Annotated in this window: 15 protein-coding genes and 2 rRNA genes (1 of these 17 cut by a window edge); 8 read left to right on the top strand and 9 right to left on the bottom strand. The window is 60.2% G+C overall.

What is annotated here, in order from left to right:
- Together CYA_RS05080 and rrf are read left to right on the top strand one after the other, a co-directional pair.
- A 23S ribosomal RNA gene (locus CYA_RS05080) occupies positions 1-738 on the top strand (it extends 2,071 nt beyond the left edge of the window).
- Between the two features lie 58 nt (positions 739-796).
- A 5S ribosomal RNA gene (gene rrf / locus CYA_RS05075) occupies positions 797-914 on the top strand.
- Between the two features lie 109 nt (positions 915-1,023).
- Here rrf and CYA_RS05070 read toward each other — a convergent pair.
- From CYA_RS05070 to CYA_RS05060, 3 genes are all read right to left on the bottom strand, one after another.
- A complete protein-coding gene (locus CYA_RS05070) occupies positions 1,024-1,860 on the bottom strand; it encodes a hypothetical protein (protein WP_228375458.1) in 837 nt (278 codons plus the stop codon).
- Between the two features lie 224 nt (positions 1,861-2,084).
- Positions 2,085-2,687: a transcriptional regulator NrdR gene (gene nrdR / locus CYA_RS05065; protein WP_011429961.1), complete on the bottom strand. Its 603-nt coding sequence runs from the start codon at positions 2,685-2,687 to the stop codon at positions 2,085-2,087.
- 68 nt (positions 2,688-2,755) lie between these two features.
- Positions 2,756-4,297 carry a cryptochrome/photolyase family protein gene (locus CYA_RS05060; protein WP_011429960.1) on the bottom strand — a complete coding sequence of 514 codons (1,542 nt, stop codon included), beginning with the start codon at positions 4,295-4,297 and terminating at the stop codon, positions 2,756-2,758.
- Between the two features lie 86 nt (positions 4,298-4,383).
- On the opposite strand from CYA_RS05060, the gene CYA_RS14670 reads away from it, so the two are divergent.
- Positions 4,384-6,777, top strand: coding sequence for an ArnT family glycosyltransferase (locus CYA_RS14670; protein ID WP_049749736.1), 2,394 nt, complete (start codon positions 4,384-4,386; stop codon positions 6,775-6,777).
- On the opposite strand, the gene CYA_RS14030 is transcribed toward CYA_RS14670, so the two are convergent.
- Positions 6,659-7,687, bottom strand: a complete 1,029-nt coding sequence (locus CYA_RS14030; RefSeq protein ID WP_011429958.1) for a LysR family transcriptional regulator — start codon at positions 7,685-7,687, stop codon at positions 6,659-6,661. The genes CYA_RS14670 and CYA_RS14030 overlap by 119 nt on opposite strands.
- A 283-nt stretch (positions 7,688-7,970) precedes the next feature.
- Between CYA_RS14030 and ribH the strand changes: the two genes are divergently transcribed.
- Positions 7,971-8,561 carry a 6,7-dimethyl-8-ribityllumazine synthase gene (gene ribH, locus CYA_RS05050; protein WP_011429957.1) on the top strand — a complete coding sequence of 197 codons (591 nt, stop codon included), beginning with the start codon at positions 7,971-7,973 and terminating at the stop codon, positions 8,559-8,561.
- Here ribH and htpG read toward each other — a convergent pair.
- A complete protein-coding gene (gene htpG / locus CYA_RS05045) occupies positions 8,555-10,414 on the bottom strand; it encodes a molecular chaperone HtpG (protein WP_011429956.1) in 1,860 nt (619 codons plus the stop codon). The two genes, ribH and htpG, sit on opposite strands and share 7 nt — an antisense overlap.
- 104 nt (positions 10,415-10,518) lie before the next feature.
- Positions 10,519-11,964 carry an LCP family protein gene (locus tag CYA_RS05040; RefSeq protein ID WP_049749735.1) on the bottom strand — a complete coding sequence of 482 codons (1,446 nt, stop codon included), beginning with the start codon at positions 11,962-11,964 and terminating at the stop codon, positions 10,519-10,521.
- Positions 11,965-12,013: 49 nt separating this feature from the next.
- Between CYA_RS05040 and CYA_RS05035 the strand changes: the two genes are divergently transcribed.
- The 4 genes from CYA_RS05035 (at position 12,014) to CYA_RS05020 (ending at position 17,143) form a co-directional block, all read left to right on the top strand.
- Positions 12,014-12,712, top strand: coding sequence for a 4'-phosphopantetheinyl transferase family protein (locus CYA_RS05035; RefSeq protein ID WP_228375457.1), 699 nt, complete (start codon positions 12,014-12,016; stop codon positions 12,710-12,712).
- Positions 12,713-12,755: 43 nt separating this feature from the next.
- Positions 12,756-13,205, top strand: a complete 450-nt coding sequence (locus CYA_RS05030) for a plastocyanin/azurin family copper-binding protein (RefSeq protein ID WP_011429953.1) — start codon at positions 12,756-12,758, stop codon at positions 13,203-13,205.
- Between the two features lie 68 nt (positions 13,206-13,273).
- Positions 13,274-15,739 carry an HD family phosphohydrolase gene (locus CYA_RS05025; RefSeq protein WP_011429952.1) on the top strand — a complete coding sequence of 822 codons (2,466 nt, stop codon included), beginning with the start codon at positions 13,274-13,276 and terminating at the stop codon, positions 15,737-15,739.
- A 180-nt stretch (positions 15,740-15,919) separates the two neighbouring features.
- Positions 15,920-17,143 carry a glycosyltransferase gene (locus tag CYA_RS05020; RefSeq protein WP_011429951.1) on the top strand — a complete coding sequence of 408 codons (1,224 nt, stop codon included), beginning with the start codon at positions 15,920-15,922 and terminating at the stop codon, positions 17,141-17,143.
- A 139-nt stretch (positions 17,144-17,282) separates the two neighbouring features.
- Here the strand turns inward: CYA_RS05020 and CYA_RS05015 are convergent, their stop codons facing one another.
- The 3 genes from CYA_RS05015 to ffh form a co-directional block, all read right to left on the bottom strand.
- Positions 17,283-19,154, bottom strand: coding sequence for a peptidoglycan D,D-transpeptidase FtsI family protein (locus CYA_RS05015; RefSeq protein ID WP_228375456.1), 1,872 nt, complete (start codon positions 19,152-19,154; stop codon positions 17,283-17,285).
- 89 nt (positions 19,155-19,243) lie between these two features.
- Positions 19,244-19,699 carry a tRNA (cytidine(34)-2'-O)-methyltransferase gene (locus tag CYA_RS05010; RefSeq protein ID WP_011429948.1) on the bottom strand — a complete coding sequence of 152 codons (456 nt, stop codon included), beginning with the start codon at positions 19,697-19,699 and terminating at the stop codon, positions 19,244-19,246.
- A gap of 9 nt (positions 19,700-19,708) precedes the next feature.
- Positions 19,709-21,160 (bottom strand): signal recognition particle protein, encoded by a 1,452-nt coding sequence (ffh, locus tag CYA_RS05005; protein WP_011429947.1) that lies wholly within the window; start codon positions 21,158-21,160, stop codon positions 19,709-19,711.
- Positions 21,161-21,282 lie beyond the last annotated feature (122 nt).

Here is a 21,282-nt window from a genome sequence, read left to right as displayed (position 1 = left end):
GGGTATGGAGTCGCCGGTGAGATACCACTCTGGCAGGGCTAGAATTCTAACTTTCCGCCCGGAAGCGGGGGAAAAGACAGTTTCAGGTGGGCAGTTTGACTGGGGCGGTCGCCTCCTAAAAGGTAACGGAGGCGCGCAAAGGTTCCCTCAGACTGGTTGGAAATCAGTCGTAGAGTGCAAAGGCATAAGGGAGCTTGACTGCAAGACCTACAAGTCGAGCAGGGACGAAAGTCGGCCTTAGTGATCCGACGGCGCTGAGTGGAAGGGCCGTCGCTCAACGGATAAAAGTTACTCTAGGGATAACAGGCTGATCTCCCCCAAGAGTTCACATCGACGGGGAGGTTTGGCACCTCGATGTCGGCTCATCGCAACCTGGGGCGGAAGTACGTCCCAAGGGTTGGGCTGTTCGCCCATTAAAGCGGTACGTGAGCTGGGTTCAGAACGTCGTGAGACAGTTCGGTCCATATCCGGTGCAGGCGCGAGAGGATTGAGAGGAGCTCTCCCTAGTACGAGAGGACCGGGAGGGACGCACCGCTGGTGTACCAGTTATCGTGCCAACGGTAGACGCTGGGTAGCCATGTGCGGAGTGGATAACCGCTGAAAGCATCTAAGTGGGAAGCCCACCTCAAGATGAGTCCTCTGTTAAGGTCCCGGGAAGACGACCCGGTAATAGGCTCTAGGTGGAAGTGCAGCAATGCATGCAGCCGAGGAGTCCTAATAGACCGTCTGCTTGACCCAACTGCAGGGGTGTTCTGCCTTCTCTTGCTGTGCAGCTTTCAAGGTGTTTTTCCCTTTGCCTGGTGCCTATGGCGATGTGGAACCACGCCGACCCCATCCCGAACTCGGACGTGAAACGCATCAGCGGCGAACCTACTTGAGGGGTGACCCTCCGGTAACCTAGCTCGGTGCCAGGCTCATCTCTCCACACCAACCCCCCAATACAAGGGGGGTTGTTGCGTATCTCAAGGGGTAACTCTGCAGTCTCTATGGGTGTAGAGGGTGTACGGAATTCCTTCTCCGGGACTATTGGGGTGCTTTCACAGGAGGGGGTGATGGGTTGTTGCGCAAAAAGGGTTGTACAGCTACGAAGCCCAATCCAAAAGAGGCGACTACCAAAAGAACTGCAGCGGCCATCCAAAGCAAAACGGATCCTTGGGATCCGTGATGTTGATCGCGCACCCGTTGGTAGACACTGGTGGCATGAACCTCGCCACCCATATTCTGCATCAACTCTTCCAAGGAGGGAATCTGATAGCCGGCACGGGGGTAAGGAGGCTCAGCAGGAGTGTCTTGACGGGGACGGGGGGGTAGAGTGGAGGGCTGAGATCGGGGCTCAAGGGGGGGGGTGGCAAAGTCAGAGTAAGAGGGAGTTGGATAGACGTTGCCAGGGAAGGGTGAAACCTCGCTGCGAGCTTGGCGTCGCTTGAGGCGATTCAAAAAATCATAGGAGGGAGAGGCTTGGTCATGTTCTGAGGTCAGGCCATCCCCTCGAAAAGGGGCTGCAGCAGCCTCTCTTTCAAGAGCAGCGGCTTGGCTTGTGTCAGCAAGCCGTAGGCTGATTTGCTGTAGGCGCTTCAAGGCCTGGCCCAATTGCCCCTGAAATTCTTGCGCGATGGCAGTAATTTCTCCAGACAATTGTTGATGCAGAGCGCGCAGGCGCTGGTTTTCGGAGGAGAGGCGGCTCACCTGCTGACGGGCAGATTCCAGCTCTTCAGCCACTTGTTGATATACCTGGATTGGCACTGTCCCCGGCCCGGTCTCTAGTGAGGCAGGGGCGCGAAAGCTGCTGTTGCCGGGCAAGCCATTGGGGTTGCCGTTGCGAGCTTCAGAGGGGCTAGAACCCCGAAAGTCGTACTGCATAAGTTGAATCAATCCGTCAGAAAGGATGAAAAGCTGAGGAAGGTGGGCAGGCGGGGATCCCGAACAGACAAGGCCGCAAGGATCACCCAGGGGTAGCGCTGAACACCGACCGGCCGAGGATGCCTAGCGCTATGCTTAGTGTAAGCGGCAATTGCTAACCCAAGCATACCGCTAAGCTTTTTGGATGGGAGCCCCTTTCTAGCAGTTTTTCTCGCCCGCAAGCGTTATTTCGGGATCTCCGAGAGATTGCTCGAGGTGTCGTTTTGATCGAGGAGTTGGGGAATACCCCCCACCCAGTCTGGAGAAGCTGTGGATTCCGACTCTGAAGGGGGAGAGTTCCGCAACGGCCGCTCCAGATCTCGTCGTAGGTGGGTTTCCAACCGTTCCAACTGTTCCAGTTCGGTAACAAAGTCTTTTATACCCTGGAACTTGCGGTACACGGAGGCAAAGCGCACATAGGCAACTTCGCTCAGGCGCTGTAGGCGCTCCAGTACCATCTCGCCAATGCGTAGGGTAGTTACCTCTTGAACGTCTTCCAGTTGCAGTTTTTCTTCGATTTCGTTGACCAACTCCTCCATCTGCTTGACGCTAACCTGGGTTTTTTGGCAAGCGCGCATCACCCCCTGCAAGATCTTGTTGCGGTTAAAACTCTCTCGGGATCCATCCCGTTTAATGACCATGATGGGCATGAATTCGATGCGCTCATAGGTGGTGAAGCGATAGCCACAGGACATGCACTCCCGCCGCCGCCGCACGCTTTGGCCACCTTCTGCCGAACGGGACTCTAAAACACGAATTTCTTGCTTGCCGCAGCGGGGACATTTCATGACGTGGGCTCCTTGAACCAAGTAACACGTGAAGAGAGGGTGCTCCAATTCTAGTGAATACCAGACAGCTAGGCATTGGGGGTGGACTCCCACCAAGCAGCGGCTTGCGCTTGGATTTGGGCCCTCTGCTCTGGCTGGAGGCGATCCAGGTGGGCCAGTACCCCTTTCATTCTTCCCAAGGGAAGCAAAAGGGGCCGGTGGCGCAACAGGAAATCCCAGTAGAAGGTATTGAAGGGACAGGCCCGTTCGCCCACCTTTTCGCTGGGATTGTAGCGGCAATGGCGGCAGTAGTCACTCATTTTGCGGATGTACTGGGCGGAAGCGGCGTAGGGTTTGGTGGAAAGCATGCCCCCGTCGGCAAAGAGGCCCATGCCGATGACGTTGGGCTGCATCACCCAGTCGTAGCTGTCGATGAACACGTCGTGAAACCACGCTTCTACGGCTTGAGGTTGGATACCGCTGATGAGCGCGAAATTGCTGAGCACCATTAGGCGCTGGATGTGGTGGGCATAGCCATGGCGGCGAATTTGCCTCAGGGTGTGCCGCAGGCAGGCCATGTCCGTTTCGCCTGTCCAAAAAAAGTCGGGCAGGGGGCGGTAGTGGCCAAAAAAGTTGGTCTGGGCATAGCCCTGGGGCATTTGGTATTCGTAGAAGCCGCGCATGTATTCCCGCCAGCCCAGGATCTGGCGGATGAAGCCTTCGGCAGAGGGGAGAGGGATCCCGCCGCGATGGTAGGCCTGCTCGGCAGCGGTGATGACTTCTTGGGGGGTGAGGAGCCCTAGGTTGAGGTAAGGGGAAAGGAGGGAGTGGTAGAGGAAGTCTTCTTCGACTTGCATAGCGTCCTGCCAGGGGCCGAAGTGGGGCAGGCGGTGCTGGATGAAGTCCTCAAGCACCTGCAGGGCTTGGGCACGGGTGACGGCCCAGCCAAAGCCTTCCAGGGATCCAAAGTGGTGGCCGTAATGGCGCCGCACTTTCTCCATCACCGCCTGCGTGATGGCGTCGGGGGGAAACGTCAGAGGCGGCGGGTAGCGCCGGCCAGGTTGGGGAGGCTGCCGGTTTTCCCGGTCGTAGTTCCAGCGCCCGCCGAGGGGCTGGGAGCCGTCCATGAGGATGCGGAAGCGTTTGCGCCCTTGGCGATAGAAGTCCTCTAGGAGGAGGCGCTTGCGGCCTGAGGCCCAGTCGATAAATTGGCGGGCTGTCCAGAGAAAGTGGTTATTTTCCAAGACCAGGAGGGGGCAGGGGAGGGCAGACCTCAGCTTTTCCACCTCATCCCGGACGGGAATATCGGTGGGCTGCATGAGGCGGATCTGTTGCAATCGATGTTGCCTAGCCCAGGCTTGCAGGGGTTCGGCATAGTCTTCGGCTTCCGCATAGGTGACGGGGTGGCCGCGCTGTTGCAATTCTTGGGCAAAGTGGCGCATGGCCGACCAGACCAGGACCAGCTTTTGCTGGTGATGGTTGCGGGAGCTGGCCCAGGCGTGGGACTCGACAAGGAGAACGGGAACGCGGTGGGGGGGGAGGGCTGAGAGGGAGGCCAGGGCAGATTGCTGCGGATGCAGTTGATCCGAAAGGATCCAAACTCCTTCTGAACCCGTGGTCGAGACGGTCATGGGGAATTCTGGATAGCTTAGATAGCTGGATCCAGGTTGAGTTTAGCTCTGGGGCAGAACGCTAAAGGGAGGGGATCCAGCCGGCTATGGGCGAGATAGCCAGAAGGAAGGTCCAAAAGGGGCAAGGGATCCCCTTTCTCCAGGTCTGGGCCGGGCTGGGGATGGTGGCGCTGCTGCTGCTGCTGGTTTGGAACTGGAGCGATCCCCTGCCGCCGGCCTGGGATGAGGCGCAGCACCTGTTGCAGGCGCAGGCGTTTGGGGATCACCTGAGCCGGTTTCGCTGGGAAGGGCTGTGGTGGCAGCAGTTTTTGCACTTGAACCAGCGCTACCCGCCTCTGGCCTATTGGTTGGGGATCCCGTTGGCAGCGCTGCATCCGTTTGGCCGGGCCGATGGGCAGTTGCTCAATTTGGTGTTGCTGGGGATCCTGACCCTGGCCACCCAGCGGCTGGGGTGGCGGGCCTATCGCTCTTGGGAAGTGGGCTGGCTGGCGGCAGTGTTGGTGCTTCTCTATCCGGGGATCACGGCTTTGGCTCATGTCTACATGCTGGAGCTGCCGCTGCTGGTGGCGGTGACGCTGGCTTTTTGGGCGCTGTGGGCCTACGCGGAGGAGCCGTCCTGGCGGGGGGCGGTGGGGGTGGGGGCGGGGCTGGCGGCGGTGCTGCTGACCAAGTGGACGGGGGTGCTGTTTTTGCTGCCGCCGCTGCTGGCTGTTCCGCTGGGGGTGAGGATCCCTTGGCCGCTGCGGCTGGCCCACCTGGCCCTGGGAATGGGGGTGACGCTGCTCTTGTGCTGGCCCTGGTATGGAGCTAACTGGCTGTTTGTGCTCAGCAATGGGTGGGCCTATGCCGACACCGCCCACTACTACGTCACCTGTGCGGCGGGATCCCTGTGCTGGTGGACGGCCTACTTGCGCTGGTTGCCCCTGCAGATGGGCCCTTGGCTATGCCCCTTGCCACTGCTGAGCTTGTGGGGATCCCCAAGCCGGCGGGAGGCTCTCCTCTGGGGTCTCTACGGAGGGGGCTACCTTCTCTACACCCTGGTAGCCATTAAGGATGTGCGCTTTACTTTGCCGCTGTTGCCCCTGCTGGCCATCCTCTCGGCAGGAGGGCTGGCCAAGCTTTGGCGCTACTTGGGCGAGCGCTGGGGGGAAAGGGCGCTGCGCCGGGGAGTGGGCATGAGCCTAGCCCTGGGAGCTCTGGCCCTCTTGAACCTGGGGCAGCCCCTCGCTCCCGGCGTGGCTCCGCTCTGGAAAGGGATCCAGATGCGCTGGCAGGGGCAGCACCCTCAACAGGAGCTGACGCGGTGGATTGGATCCCGGGTGCAGCCAGGTTTGACCGCCACCCTAGGCGTTCTTCCCAACACCGAGCTGATCTCGTCGGAAACTCTCAGCTACTTGGCGGCCCTACAGCGCTGGCCCATCACCTTCCGCGGCGCCGGCCAAACCCCCTGGCCAGAGGTGGAGCTGGCGCTTCTGGATGGGTTTGTGGATGCGCCAGGGGAGCAAGGAATTGTCGGCCCCTACGGTCCAGCTAAGGAGCAAATTCGGCAACTCCTAGACAAAAGTCCTGACTGGCAGCAAGAGCATTTTGATCTGCCGGCGGTGGGCCGGCTGTCCACCTACTTCCCCAGCAAGCCCAGGGTTGTGCTGCAAGAGTTGCCCGCTGCGGCAGAGGCGGTGGAGCTGCTAGAGCTCCAGGTCTTGCCAGAGGAAGGGATCCCAGCCTGGCACTTGCGCTGGCAGGGGCCAGCCCAGGACTTGGCGCAAACCCTCGTCTGGGCGCGACTGGAAGATCCCCAGGGGCAGGTCTTGGCCAAGCGGGCCTGGGTGGTGGGACAGAACCGCCTGTTGCCCTACGCCGCCGGCAGTTGGCAGGTGGAGGAGATCTTGGCCTGGCCAGAGCTGGCAACCAAAGAAGGAATCCTCCACCTGGAGTGGCAACCTCCCCAGGGAAGGCGTCGGTCGTTCAGTCAGCCCTGGGAGGGATCCCGCAGCGGGAAAGGGGGATCCCTTATCTCCCCTGGAGATCCCCTCTTTCTCCTACAACAGGCAGCTAGGGCGGCTGCGATTGGGGATCTGGAGGCGCTCTCCCTCTACCTCAACGCCTGGACGACGTTGCAATATCCAACTTTCCTCACCGATCCGGATCGGGTTTTGATCCGGCAACTGCTGGAGGGAGAAGAGCAATGGGCAGCCGCCCAGAGCTGGCGGGAACGGCAGATCCAAAGCCACTACGAGCTGGCGTTGCTGGAGGTGGCCCTGCTGCGGCCGCAAGCAGCCCAGCGGCATTTTCAGCGGATTGTCGAGCTGGATCCCGAAGACAATTGGGCACGGGCCTATTTGGCATTTTTACGGGTCTTTTTTACCCATGATTTTCGGAGCCTCCAGGGGTTGCAGCAAGAGCTGGCGGCTGCAATTTATCCCCTTTGCCAGAAAGCCAATCGGGATTGGGACTTGAGTTGGCTCTGCGCGGCTCTTTAGGAGGAAGATCCAGATCTATTTGAGAAACTTGAGAAAGCAGGAAATCGGCAAAAGCTTTGGCTACCACCGAGAGGCGCTTGGAGCGCAAATAGACCAAATGCCAAAATCCACGGATGGGAAACTCTTCCACATCCAAAATGGTCAAATGGTTTTGCCAATCTCCCAGAGCCAACACATGCTGAGACAAAACCGAAATGCCCAGCCCGCCGATAATGCCCTGGCGAATGGCTTCGCCACTGCCTATCTCCATGCGGATGTTGAGCTTGAGGTTATGTTTGTCGAAGAGCCGCTCCACCGCCATGCGGGTGCCGGAGCCGGGCTCGCGGGCCAAGAAGGGCTCTTGAGCAATACGGGCCAGGGGGATCCGCTTCTGGCCCGCCAAAGGATGGTGAATAGGAGCCATCACCACCAAGGGATTTTCTAGAAAAGGTTGCGCCACCACGTCCAAATCTTCCGGGGGCATCCCCATCACATAGAGATCGTCCATGTTGTGGCTGAGTCGCTCCAAAACCTGCTGCCGGTTCAGCACCTTGAGGGATACATCGATGCCGGGATACCGCTGACAAAACGTGCCCAGCAGGCGGGGAATAAAGTATTTGGCCGTAGTGACCACACCAATGCTCAGTCGCCCTTGTTTTAACCCCTTCAGGTCGGCGAGGGTCATCTCAAATTCGTTCAACTGCTCAAAGATTTTTTGACAAGTTTGGTACAAAGCTTGCCCCGCCTCTGTGAGATAGAGCCGCTTGCCCACCTGCTCAAACAGCGGCAGCCCCACCGATTTGCTCAATTGCTTGATCTGCATGGAAATCGTGGGCTGGGTCAGGTAAAGCTCCTCAGCGGCACGGGTGAAGCTGAGATGACGGGCAGCAACCTCGAAGATTTGCAACTGGTGCAGCGTAATGGCCTTCATGGAGAATCAAGAATCACTAAAGGTTTACTCTTAAATCATAAAACTCAATCTATGACCCTTGGCGAGATTTCCCTGAGAGCTCGCCGGCTCGAGCGGGTCTCCGCGGGCTCTTCTTCTGGAGGACGGAGAGGGACTGGCGAGCCGTTTAGCTACTGTGAGAATGTCGAAGGCCAGGTGCTACCACCCCTTTTTGGGCAGATCTGGAGGAGAAGGGTAAATTAGGATAGGAAGACACGGTTGTGCGGTGTGGAGCAGCGCCTGGTTTTTTCCCGGAGCAGCGCAGATGGCAGTTTACGAAGGCAATTTTGTTCAGACGGGGGATCTGCGTCTGGCCATTGTTATCAGTCGGTTTAACGATTTGATTGCCGGCAAATTGTTGGAGGGGTGCCAAGATGCCCTGAAGCGGCATGGCATCGATGTCAGCTCGGAGAGCCAGCAGGTGGACTATTACTGGGTGCCCGGCAGCTTTGAGGTGCCTATGTTGGCCTGCCAACTGGCGCAGTCCCGCCGTTACGATGCCATCATCTGCCTGGGGGCGGTCATTCGGGGCCAAACCCCCCATTTCGACTATGTGGCAGCAGAGGTGGCCAAGGGGATCGCGGCAGCCAGTTTTCGCACCGGCGTGCCGGTCATCTTCGGGATCCTCACCGCCGATACCCTACAGCAGGCGCTGGAGCGGGCTGGGATCAAGAACAACAAAGGCTGGGAATACGCCATGAGCGCTCTGGAGATGGCCACCCTGATGCGCCAAGTAGCTCCCCTCTTGCAAGGGAGCGACAGGGCTGCCAGCAATGGGGCGGCCTCCCGCCCCTCTCTGCCCGGTGGAGCGGAAGCCCTGCAGCCGGGGGTAACTCTGGAGGGTGCCGCCTACTGACGGCGGGTTAAACGGGTGAGCACCTCGTTGGAACGCTGCACAAAGGCCCGTGCGGCTGCCGGGTCAAAGCTTTTCTGGGTAATCAGCGCCAGATCGTAGATGTGGTTGCAGATGAGGTTGACCAGCTCCGGATCCCGCCCCTCCTCGGCCAGAGCCTGCAGGTTTTGGATCAAGGGGTGGGCGGTGTTGAGCACCAGCGTGTGCTCTTCCAAAAACTCCATTGGCTTCTGTTGCAGGATGGCATTAAGCTCCTGCAGGCGCCGCAGCGCCTCCGGCAGCAGGATCATAGCCGGAACCGACTCCGACTTGAGGGCCTCGGCTTTGATCTGCAGCTTCTCTTTGCCCAAAGCCTGACGAAAGAGATCCACCAGCTTTTCGCTGCGGGTTTTTTGTGTTACCGGGTCGACGAGCTCGGCAGCTTTGTCTTTTTGGATCAGCGTCTCGTCCAGCTCGGAATCCACCCGCTTAAATTGGATCCCTTCTTCCCGATACTCCCGCTCCAGGAAGCTGCTGAAGTGGCTGTCGATCCAGCTATCCAGCATAATGACTTCTAGTCCTTGGGAGCGGTGCAGGTCGATATAGGCGCTCTGGGCTGCCTCGTCGGTGGCGTAGTAAACCCGCTTATTCTGTTTCTCCCGCGTGCGCTCCAGGTACTCTTTGAGGGTCACGTACTCAGGTTTATCGGCAGGGGATCCGGCCAATCGGAAGATGAGAATGTCTTTAATCTGGGCGAAGAACTTGTCGTTGTTCATCGCCCCAAATTTCATGAAGAGGCTGATATCCGGCCAGACCTTGACATATTTTTCGTAGTCTTCTTTGTAGAGCTCGTTGAGGCGATCCGCCACCTTTTTGGCCACGTGATCCCCAATGCGCCTGACGGTACGGTCATTTTGTAAAAAACTGCGGGAGACGTTGAGGGGAATGTCTGGGCTGTCGATGGCGCCGCGCAGAGGCAGGAGGAATTTGGGAATGACTTCTTCGCAGTTATCCTGGACAAAAACTTGGTTGCAATACAGCTTGACCTGACCCTTAGTGGGATCGATGTCAGGCCGCAGCTTGGGGAAGTAGAGGATCCCTTGCACGATGAAGGGGTAATCTGTGTTGATGTGTACCCAGAAGTGGGGATCCTCTTGGAAGGGATAGAGGTAGCGGTAAAACTCTAGGTAATCCTCATCCTTGAGCTCAGAGGGAGGAATCTTCCAGAGGGGCTTTTGCCGGTTAATGACTTCTCCGTTGAGTTTAATGGGGACGGGAATGAAGTCGCAGTATTTGCGCACCAATTCGCGGATGCGGCCCGGCTCCAGGTACTCCTCGCTATCCGGGCTGAGGTAAAGGGTAACCGTGGTGCCGATGGCGGAGCGCTGGGAATCGGAAAGGGTAAAAGTTGGGCTGCCGTCGCAAGACCATTTCACAGGGGTGCTGCCCGGCTGATAGGAAAGGGTGTCGATCTCCACCCGCTGCGCCACTATAAAAGAGGAATAGAACCCCAGGCCAAAGTGGCCGATGATCGCCTGTTCTGCGTCTTTGCCTTTGTACTTTTGAAGGAACTCCTCAGCGCTGGAAAAGGCCACTTGGTTGATGTATTTTTTCACCTCTTCGGCAGTCATGCCGATGCCAGTGTCGCTGACCGAGAGGGTCTTGGCCTCTTTGTTGAGCGCAATCGTGATTTCTGGCTCCGGGGGATCCGCCACTTCGCCAGCCAGTTTGGCCATCTTCAGCTTGGCAATGGCATCGGCGGCGTTGGAGATCAGCTCTCGCAAAAAGATCTCCCGATCCGAATAGAGAGACTGCTTGATGATGGGGAAGATGTTCTCGGTGTGGATGGTGATGGATCCCTGTTCCAGCACAGTCATAGATGGCTCAGCACGCAAACAAGCTAGTGCCAATCTACAGAGGCAACAGAGGCCCCGACAAGCCGAACTGTTTCCAGAAATCCGCACTCGCCACCGAACCGGCCCTAGAGCTGAGCCCCTCTGGCCGGACTCTGCGCCTGGTCAATATCGAGGGTAAGCTGCTGGGCCCAATCTTGGCCGATGCGAATGGTGATGTCGGAGTTGAGCACGCCGGTGGATTCCACCCGCAGCTCTCCTAGCCCAAGGGCGGCCCGCACCTGCTTGGCTCCCTCGCGATCCCCGCTTTGGGCGAGGATCTCTGTTTGCGGCAACACCTGGGGGCTGTCTTCGACGGCAAAAACCTGGGTATAACCCTGTCTAACCAGTTCTTGCACCATGCGGCGGGCCATTCCCGGCTTGCCGGTAGCATTTTGCACGGCTATGCGCAGGCGTTGCGGCGGAATGCGGGCTACCTCTGCCTCTAGGCCAAAGTGGGAGACAGCCACCCGTCGGATCGCGGCTGGATCCGGCAGCCAATAGCTGGTGGAAAATTCTCCTGGCTGACTGAAGCGGCCCGGCAACAGCACCAGGTCGATGCGATCGCCCCCAGAGGTGAGGACAAACTTGGCCAAGCTCAGAACCTCTTCCCAGGTGAGGTTGGTATCCAGGTGGGTGCGGACGACCTGCAAAACCTTCGGGATCCGAGGCCAAACGGCGGGGGAGAGCAGTTCTCGACTCAGGGCCCGCAGCAGTTCCTGTTGCCGTTGCACCCGACCAATATCCCCCAACCCCAGGTGATCGCGGCGAAAGCGGGCAAAGTGGTGGGCTTGTTCGCCGTTGAGGCGTTGCCAGCCGGGCTCCAGGTTGATGAATAGCCGCTGCGTGTGATCTACGTAGTGCATCGGCTCCGGCACGTAGACTTCCACACCGCCCACCGCATCGATCAGCTCTTCCAGGGCATCGGTATTGAGGCGAACGTAGCGGTCAATCGGGATCCCGCCCAGCAAGGTGCTGACCACCTGGGCCGTTAGAGCTGGTCCACCCACCAGGTTGGCTGCATTGATCTTGGTGACACCAAAGCTGGGCAAGCGCACGCGGGTATCGCGGGGGATGGATAGGACGGTAATCCGCCGCGCTTGGGGATCGAAGCGGGCCAAGAGAATGGTGTCGGTGCGGGTGTTGAGACGCTCCCGTTCTCTGGACAAGGGCAGGGCGGGATCCGGGTTGTCGGTGCCGAGAATGAGGATATGCAACGAGCGATCCAGAGCTGCCGCCCGCAAAGCATCCGGACGGAAGGCTTCTTGTTCGCCGGGAGTGAGGGAAGTGGGGATCACCGGACGGGGCAACATCACAGCCAAGAAGGCGCCGGCGGAGCCCGCCAACACAGCCGTGAATCCCAACAACAGCCAAAGGATCCCCTGGCGAATGGCCTGCTGACGAGCGGCGCGGACACGGTCTGGGCGGGGTGGATAGTGGAAAGAGGACATCAGGTCAAACCGGGCCTCGCGAGCGCCTGCAGGAAGGGGTGTACTGTCTAGGTGGTGTTGCCAACCCCACCAATTCAAGGTCATGTTACCGCATCCTTATTCTCTAGGACTGTCCATACCCAACTTCGGCGAGATGGCAGCTTCCCCGGCGGGATCCCTGCAACTGTTGCTGGCGAAGTCGGAGGTGCACTTGTGGCTCCAAGTCTTGCCGCCGCTGGCGGAGTTGCTCTCTCAGCTTGATCTTCTTTCTCAGAAGGAACGGCAGCGCGCGGAGCGTTTACAGCGGCTGGAGGCTCGGCGTCGCTTTCTGGGTGGTCGTTTGCTATTGCGAACCCTGCTTGGCCGCTACAGCGGCCTCCCTCCCCACGCGATCCCCCTCGGCTACACCACTGCCGGCAAGCCCTATTGGCCGGATCCACCCCTACCGCTGCAGTTCAACCTCAGCCACTCCCACGAGTGGATCCTGGTTGGCTTGACGTTGCAGCGTCGAATTGGCGTGGACCTAGAGCGGATCCGGCCCGTGCCCCGCTGGCAGCGCATTGCCCAGCGCTATTTTTCCGCCGCCGACCAGGCCCGCCTATGGATCTGTCCACCAGCAGAGCGGGAGAGGGTTTTCTTGGAGCTGTGGACGCAGAAAGAAGCTCTCCTGAAAGCCATGGGCGTGGGGCTGGCTGGAGCCAGGATCGGGGCCGGGGATCCCTGTTGGCTGACCCTGCCTCTGCCGGTTGCCGAGGGCTATGTTGCCGCTGTGGCGATGGAACAGCGGGAAGCCGGCGAGGCAGCTCCGACTGTGCGGCTCTATGAAAGTGCCGCTCCCCTGACCCCCACTTGAGCTGCTATCTTGGGTTTCCAAGCTAAGTTTTCAGGGTGTCGCCATGTGGAGTGGGCTGCGTCACTTCCTCATTTTGGGCCTCTGTCTGTGGATTGGGTTCGTCGGGATCCCGCATCCGGCATGGGCGCGAGATCTGTCGCGGCAAACGCCCCAGGACAAAGCTGTCGAGTTAGGTACTGCCGACAACCAGTTGGTCTTTGTGCCCAAAGAGCTCTTTTTTCGCAACGGCAACCTCTATCGTTTGCACTTGAGCAACCCCAGCCAGTTGAAGCACTATTTCAGTGCCAAAGATTTTGCCGATGCCGTTTGGACTCGCAAGTTGGAAGTGGCCGGTGTGGAAATCAAGGGCCAGATCCGAGAACTGGAGCTGAAGCCAGGCGCGGCGGTGGAGTGGCAATTTATTCCTTTGAAATCTGGGGTTTACTCTCTGGTTTGCACCATTCCCGGCCATGCCGAAGCGGGTATGATCGGGCAGATCACGATTGGCGACTAGGCTATCTCCTGGGCTAGGGGAGCAAAAGGGGATAGAAAAGAGAAGAACGCTGCCAGGCAAATCCTTCTATGAGAAACCCCCTCACGTCCCCAGTGCAGCGCTGGAGCCGGCGACCTCAGGCAGCCTCTTCTCGAAAAGCCCAGCCCCCCCTTTCCGAGCGGGTTGTCGGCTACGCCCTAGCGCTTCTCTCCCTCACTGCCGTCCACGGGATCCGCTACTACAACGAGCCGCAACTGACCGTTGGCAGCCGCTCCCCGCAAACGTTTCTCGCCCCTGCAGCGGCAGAGATCGAGGACGTGGAGGCCACCCAGGCCCGGCAAGCCGAGGCGCGACGGCGGGTGGTACAGGCCCTCAAAATCAACAGCGCCGCCAACGAGAGCATGCGGCAAAATCTGGAGGCCCTCCTGGCCGCAGTGGAGGCGATTCGGCAAGAGGCCGGCCCTCTGCCCTACGTTTCCGTTCAGTTGCTCTCCCTGCCTACTCAGATCTATCTGCGCCAACTGCCACCCGAAGAATGGGAGGCCTTACAGGCGGCAGTGCGGGAAACGGCCATCGGCACCCCCTCGACCGCTCCGCCTTTTCCGGCACAAAGGCGTCCGGAGCAGCTTCCCCCCGACCAGCGGGCCAGGCAAGAGCTGGTCCAGGTTTGGCAGCGGGCCTGGTTGGATGGAGCGGCCACTCAGACGGCGGCGACGGATCCCTATACCCAGCTAATTGCCCAGGTGGAGGCGGCACAGCAGCGCTACCAAGGGGCTTTGCCGTCTCTGGAACAGCTCACCCCCCCTGTCCCGGCCACGGTTCTCAACTTGACGGAGGCCGACTGGCAACATTTGCAAAACTTGAGCCGGCGGGTCTTGGAGCGCCTGCAGAAGATAGGCATTGTGGATGGCCTGCCCCGCGAGGTGCGCGCCGAAGGGATCCAAGCCCAACTGGACGATCTGGCCTTTCCGGGCAGTGCCGCCCAGCGGCGGGAGCTGCAGGGGCTGGTTTATCAGTGGCTGCAGCAGGTGCTGATCCCCAATCTGGAGGTGGATCCGCAGCGCACCGAGCAGCGCATTCGCGCCGAGCTGGAAAAAGTTGAGCCCGTCCTGATCTCGGTTGCCGAGAACCAGGTAATTGTGCGAGTGGATCAGGTCATCACCCCCGAGATCTTTTTGATTTTGGATCACTTTGGTTTTACCCAGCGCCGGATCAACATCTGGGGCCTGGTGGGGGTAGCTGGCGTCATGGGCTTGGGCCTGGCTGTCTTCGTGCCTTTGCAGCAACGCTTGCAGCCGGGATTGCGCCGCCGGGATCGGGTGTTGATCCTGATGGTTTCCCTGACTGCTCCCCTGTTGGCGGCCTTGTTCAAGCTGGAGTTCAGCTCTTTGCCGGCGGTGGGGCTGTTGCTGGGCAGTTTTTACGGGGCTGGGCTGGGCCTGGTGGTAGTGGTGGGCCAGGCGTTGTTTTTGCCCTTGGTCTCTGCTGCCAACCTACTCACCTTTGTGCCCTTACTTTCCGGCAGTGTGGTGGCCTGCGCCCTGGCCGGGCGCTCGCGTTCCCGCGAAGAGCTGGCCCTGCTGGGAGGAGGGGCGGCGGCAGTGCAGATGCTCACCTATGCGGCTGCTAGCTTGACCACAACGGGCGGCATCGACCTATTGGCGATGGCCTTGGGGGGAGGGATCACGCTGGGGTGGAGCATTGTGGCCCTGGGGGCCAGCCCCTACCTGGAGCGCCTGTTCGACCTGGCCACCCCCATTCGCCTCATCGAGTTGAGCAACCCCAACCGCACCTTGCTGCGGCGGCTGGCGGCAGAGGCCCCTGGCACCTTTCAGCACACCCTGTTTGTGGCCACTTTGGCGGAACGGGCCGCCCAGAAGTTAAACCTCAACGTGGAGCTGGTGCGCACCGGCACCCTCTACCACGACATCGGCAAGATGTTGCAGGCCCGCTACTTCATCGAGAACCAAATGGGCGGCCTCAACCCCCATACGCAACTGGACGATCCCTACCGCAGCGCCCAGATCATCAAAGCGCACGTCAGCGATGGGCTGCGCCTGGCCAAGCAATACAATCTGCCCACCGCCGTCCAAGCTTTTATCCCTGAGCACCAGGGGACGATCCTGATTGCTTACTTTTACCATCAAGCCCAGATGAAAGCCGGAGATCAACCGGTGCCCGAGGAGCCGTTCCGCTACGATGGCCCCATCCCCCAGAGCAAGGAGACAGGGGTGGTGATGCTGGCCGATGCCTGTGAGGCGGCCCTGCGCAGCATGACCCTGAGCGACGGCTTCGGCCCTGAGGTGGTTGAGCGGGCTAAGGCCGTTGTCCGCAAAATCGCCCAGGCCCGTTGGCAAGATGGCCAACTGGTCGATAGCGGTCTGACGCTGCGGGATCTGGAGGTGGTGGCAGACGCTTTTGTGGAGGTGTGGCGGGAATCCAACCACGAGCGCATTCCCTACCCCAGTCCTGCCCCTGCCCTGCCCTCGCCTGAGTCCGACGCTGCCCAGGCCCAGATGCCCGTGCTGATGACTCCTTCAACGGGATCTCCCTAGCCTCGGCGAGCTGAGTAGGTCGAGAAAAGTCTAGTCCCAGAGCTCATCCATCGGTACGATAAGGGATCATTTGCGCCGGTGGCGCGTGGCGCTGTTGCGAAGCGACACAGCTCCAAGTTTGACCTGCACTCAAGCTCTCCGCTTAGGATCCGTTACCCTCGTTTTTGGATGGCCTGCTGAATGCCTCATGTAGCTCCTGCTTCGTCCACCCATCTGCAAGCTTCGGCAGTCCCTATTCAGATCCCGCCGCTCTCTCAACCCAGCTCTGTCCAACTTTCGCTGGTCGTTCCCACCTATAACGAGGCCTCCAGCATTTGCAGCCTGATCCGGCAGTTGTGCGCCCACCTCGACACGATTCTACCGGGAGCCTACGAGCTGATTGTGGTGGACGACAACAGCCCGGATTACACCGCCAAGTTGGCCCAGGAACTGCAAGAGGAGCTTCCCCAACTCAAAGTTATCTGCCGCCAGCGGGAACGGGGCCTGGCCACGGCTGTGTTGCGCGGATGGCAAGCGGCCCGCGGCGAGGTGCTGGGGGTGATGGACGGGGATCTGCAGCATCCGCCGGAGATCATTCTCAAGCTATGGCCTGCCATCCAAGAGGGAGCAGACCTAGTGGTGGGCAGCCGCTACGTGGGGTCGGGGGGGGTGAGCCACTGGAACCTGGGCCGGCGCCTCGTCTCTCGGGGAGCTCAAGCCATCGGGCTGGTTTTGCTGCCAGGGGTTTTTAGGCGGGTGTCGGATCCGCTCAGCGGGTTATTTCTGGTCAGACGCCAGGCCATTGCCGGGATCCCGCTCAGCCCCAAGGGTTACAAGCTGCTGATCGAGGTGCTGGCACGGGGCCGGGTGACAACCATTGCTGAAGTCGGCTACATCTTTCAGGAGCGCCAAAACGGCGAGAGCAAAATTCAACTGCAAACCTGTCTTCAGTATCTCCACCATCTCATTCACCTGCGCTTCTCGCTAGGGCAGGTGGGAGCCTTTTTGCGCTTCAGCACAGTCGGCCTGTCAGGCACGGTGGTGGACATGGTTTTGCTCTATTTGTTACACGACCCGGCCAACTTAGGATGGGATCTCATCACGAGTAAGCTGATCGCTTCGGAAATGGCCATTCTCAATAACTTCCTGTGGAACGATCTGTGGACGTTTCGCCATGTTACCCGATTGCAGCCGGGCCTCTCGAACCGCCTGAAGCGGCTGGCCAAGTTTAATATGATCTGTTTGATCGGCCTGTTTCTTAACTCTTCGCTGGTGATTTTGCTGAGCGAGCGCTTGGGCATTCACTATCTGTTGGCCAACTTAATTGCGATCGGTATTGTTGTATTCTGGAACTTCTACCTCAACTCCAAGCTGAGCTGGAAAAGTGCAGAGGCTAAGCTGGATCCCGGGGGCGACAAGTCTTGAGCGTCTGGTTATTTCAGACCCAATTAAGACACTCCTGAAGCGCTCTGCTCCAGTGCCCTCATCCTCAACTCCTCTCCCAAGGAGTTAAGGATCGGCTTCTCGATCGGTTCCATTGCCATTGGATAGAGATCAGGCCATGTCAAGGGGAATTGGGACGGATCCCCTCTAGGGTGATGATCTCCTGGATAACCGAGCGAACCACAGGAGCCGCCGTTGTCGATCCGAAGGCATCTTCTCCCCGCGGCTCGTCGATCACGGCCAAGATCACGTACTGGGGGCGAAGGGCGGGGAAATAGGCCACAAAACTGGTGATGCGCTTGCCAGGCAGATAGCCTCCCCGCGGCCCTGCCTTTTGGGCCGTGCCCGTCTTGCCGCCGATTTCATATCCCTCGATCTTGGCCGATTGCCCGGTGCCAAAATCCACCGCATCTCGCATTTGGATGCGCACCGCCAGGGTAGCCTGCTCCGACAGCACCCGCACCGGCTGGGGTTGCGGGGATCCCCAAACCAAGGTGTCTGTATCCTTTTCGACCAGACCGCGCACCACGTGGGGCCGCACTTTCAGCCCGCCGTTGGCGATGATGCAGTGCAAGGTGGCTAACTGCAAAGGCGTGAGGGCCAATCCCTGGCCAAAGGCGACGGTGGCCCGCTCCACCGGTACAGTTACAAATTGCCGCAGGGGCTTCAGGCGGCTGGGCGGCTCAAAGGGCAGATCGACACCGCTGCGCTCGTTCAATCCCAGCCGCAGGAGGGCATGGTAGTACTGGCGGGGATCCAGCTTTTGCATCAGGTGCACCATGCCTACGTTGCTAGACAGGCGCAGAACCTCGGTAACGCTCAGCCAGCCATGGGCACCCCGCTGGCGGTAGTCGTGGTTTTGGATGGGCCAGCGACCAATCCAGATCTGCCCCGCGTCGTAGACCCGTTCGTTGGCCGTGAAGGCGCCGGCATCGAGCCCAATGGCGATGTTGATGGGCTTGAAGGTGGATCCCGGCTCGTACAAATCCGTAACAGCCCAGTTGCGAAAAAGGGCAGGGTCATACTCGAAGTAGCGGTTGGGATCGTAGGTGGGCTCGCTCACCAGGGCCAGGATCTCTCCCGTGTGAGGTTGCAGGACGATCACCGTGCCCCGTAGGGCTTGAAACCGTTCCAGTTGCGTTTTCAGGGCGGCGCGAGCAGCCCTTTGCAGCCGCATATCCAGGGTGAGTTGCAGCACCGTCTCGTGGGATTGCAACAGTCCTTCCGGCACTTCGGCCGCCAACAACTGGCCGTAGCCGTCGCGGGGAAGGGTAAGGTGCTGAACCGTCCGCTCCAGCAAGACCTGTTGAGAGTACTCCAGCCCCGCTTGGCCGCGGTGATCCAGATCCACATAGCCCACCACTTCGGCGGCCATTTCCTTCTGGGGATAGACCCGCTGCCGCTCGCTCACCAGCTCCAGGCCGTCCAGATACAAGGCCTGAATTTGAGTCGCCACTTCCGGCGACAGCCAGCGCTCCAGCCGTACCGCGTGAGTGGCCGACAACTGCTGGGTCAGTTGCTCAACTGGCCGCCGCAGCAGAGGGGCCAGAGCAGTGGCAATCTCCTGGGGGGTACGCTTGCCGAAGAGGCGGGGATGGGCCCAAAGGGTATAGGCAGGGCGATCTACAGCCAACAGCTCCGCCTGCTGCCGAGCTAAGGAGTGGCGGTCCACAATCGAGCGGCGGGGGATGAAGGGCCGGAGCTGGGCCCGCTGCTGGGCCTCGGCCCGCTTTTGTAAGAGCGGGCCCTGGTGATGTTGTAAATAGACCAAACGTGCCCCCACCCCCACCAGGGCGACAGCCAGAACCAGGCCCACCGCCGCGATGCGAAAGTTTAGTTGTCGGACTGTCGGGATCCGCTCCCCCAAAAGCCACGCCAGCCGGGATCCCTGGGGCCGGTGGCTGGGCGGCCAAGGGGGCCAAGCAGGTCTGCCCCGCTGCCGTTGGGCAAGTTGCCGGCTTCTCTGTCTGGTCTGCAAAGGTTGCTGGCCCAAACCGGCTCCAGACCTGTCTTCCACTGCCACTCCTGTCTAGATACCACCGTTAGTTTGCCGCCCATCGCCTTGTCCGGCCAGCTTTCGCCTCATTGGGTGGAAAATCCCTGTTGACGCAACGCTTCAAAGAGGGCGATCGCCACCGCATTGCTGAGATTGAGGCTGCGCACCGGCCCGCTCAGGGGGATGCGCACACTGGGATAGGTTTCCAAGAACATAGGATCCAGGCCACGGCTTTCGCTGCCGAACACCAGCCAGTCTCCTGGCTGATAGGCCACCTCGGTGTAGAGGGCCTTGCCGCGCACGCTAAAGCACCAGAACCGCGCCTCGGGGTGGGCTTGCACCAGAGCAGACCAAGAGGGATAGCGATGCAGTTGGACGTGCTCCCAGTAGTCCAGCCCCGCCCGCCTGAGGTAGCGATCCGAGAGGCGAAACCCCAAGGGATCCACCAGGTGGAGGGGCGTGCGGGTAGCTGCACAGGTGCGGGCGATGTTCCCCGTGTTGGCCGGGATCTCCGGAGCTACCAAAACAACATGGAAGGGCATGAGCCGCTCTCAATGGCTGCCAAACCCGCGGCTACCGCCTCCCTTTTTGCCCCCACCTTTGCCCGGCTTGCGGCTGGGCTGCTGTCGCGGCGGCGCTGCAGAACGTCCTCGCCACTGGGGGCCGCCCACCGGCAGTGGGCCTCGTCCACCCGGCATCCCTGCAAGGCCGCCCAGGCTCATGCTGCGCATCATGTCGCGCATGCGCTGAAAATCGCTCACCAGCCGGCTGACATCCTCCAGCTTGTGGCCAGAGCCCAGGGCCACCCGCCGCTTGCGGCTGACGCTGCGGGCCAAGAGATCCGGGTTGCGGCGCTCTTCGGGGGTCATGGAGTTGATCATGGCCTCGGCGCGGGCCAGTTGGTCTTGTCCTTTTTGCAATTGTTCCTCGCTGATTTTGCCCATCCCCGGCATCAGCCGCAGCAGCCCCGCCAGGGATCCCATGCGCTTGATCAGGCGCATTTGTTTGAGGAAATCGGTGAAATCGAACTGGGCGGTCATCATCTTTTCCGCCATCCGGGCGGCATCTCCCAGGTCGATTTCCTCCTGGGCTTTTTCCACCAGGCTGAGGATGTCTCCCATGCCCAAAATGCGCGAGGCCATGCGATCCGGGTAAAAGGGATCCAAGGCCTCCACCTTTTCGCCGACGCCGACGAACTTGATGGGCTGGCCGGACACCTGGCGAATGGAAAGGGCTGCCCCGCCGCGGCTATCGCCGTCCAGCTTGGTGAGGATGGTGCCGGTAAGACCCAGCCGCTCGTGGAAGGCCTGGGTGAGGTTGGCGGCCTCCTGCCCGATCATGGCGTCCACCACCAGCAGGATCTCGTGGGGCTGCACCGCCGCCTTGATCCGCTCCAGCTCCGCCATCATCTCCAGGTCGATCTGCAAGCGACCGGCGGTATCCAAGATAACGTAGTCGTAGCCCTGTTCCCGCGCGGCTGCCACTCCCTGGCGGGCGATCTCGACGGGATCCGTCTTGCCCAGGTCGAAGACAGGGATCTGAATCTGCTGGCCCAGGGTCTTGAGCTGGTCGATGGCCGCCGGACGATAGATGTCGCCGGCCACCAGGAGCGGCCTTTTGCCCTGCTTGCGCAAATACAAAGCCAGCTTGGCACAGGTGGTGGTTTTGCCGGATCCCTGCAGGCCGACCATGACCACAATGGTGGGGGGCTGTTCCGCCTGGGCAATGGGCACATTCGCCTCCCCCATTACCTTCACCAGCTCGTCGTGGACGATCTTGATAAACTGCTGGTCTGGCGTCACCCCCAGGATGACCTCAGCTCCCAGAGCGGCCTGCCGCACGTCCTCGATAAACTGCTTCACCACCTGGAGGTTGACGTCGGCGTCCAACAGGGCGCGCCGCACCTCCCGCAGGGCTTCTTGGATGTTGGTTTCGGTGATCTTGTCCTGGCCGCGCAGTTTTCTCCAGGCCAGTTCCAACTTCTCGGAGAGGGCATCAAACATGAGCGCTGTTCATCCTGTCAAGGGCTGCTAGGGCATTTCCTACCATAGTTCAATTGGGGCAGCTCCATCTTGGGGATCCCGGCCCCAGCCGCTACCTGGGCCGAGAAAGGCTGGCTACTTTA

This window comes from Synechococcus sp. JA-3-3Ab, from assembly GCF_000013205.1.
In the GTDB taxonomy this organism is placed as follows: Bacteria; Cyanobacteriota; Cyanobacteriia; order Thermostichales; family Thermostichaceae; genus Thermostichus.
This window is presented reverse-complemented; position numbering and strand designations above follow the sequence as displayed.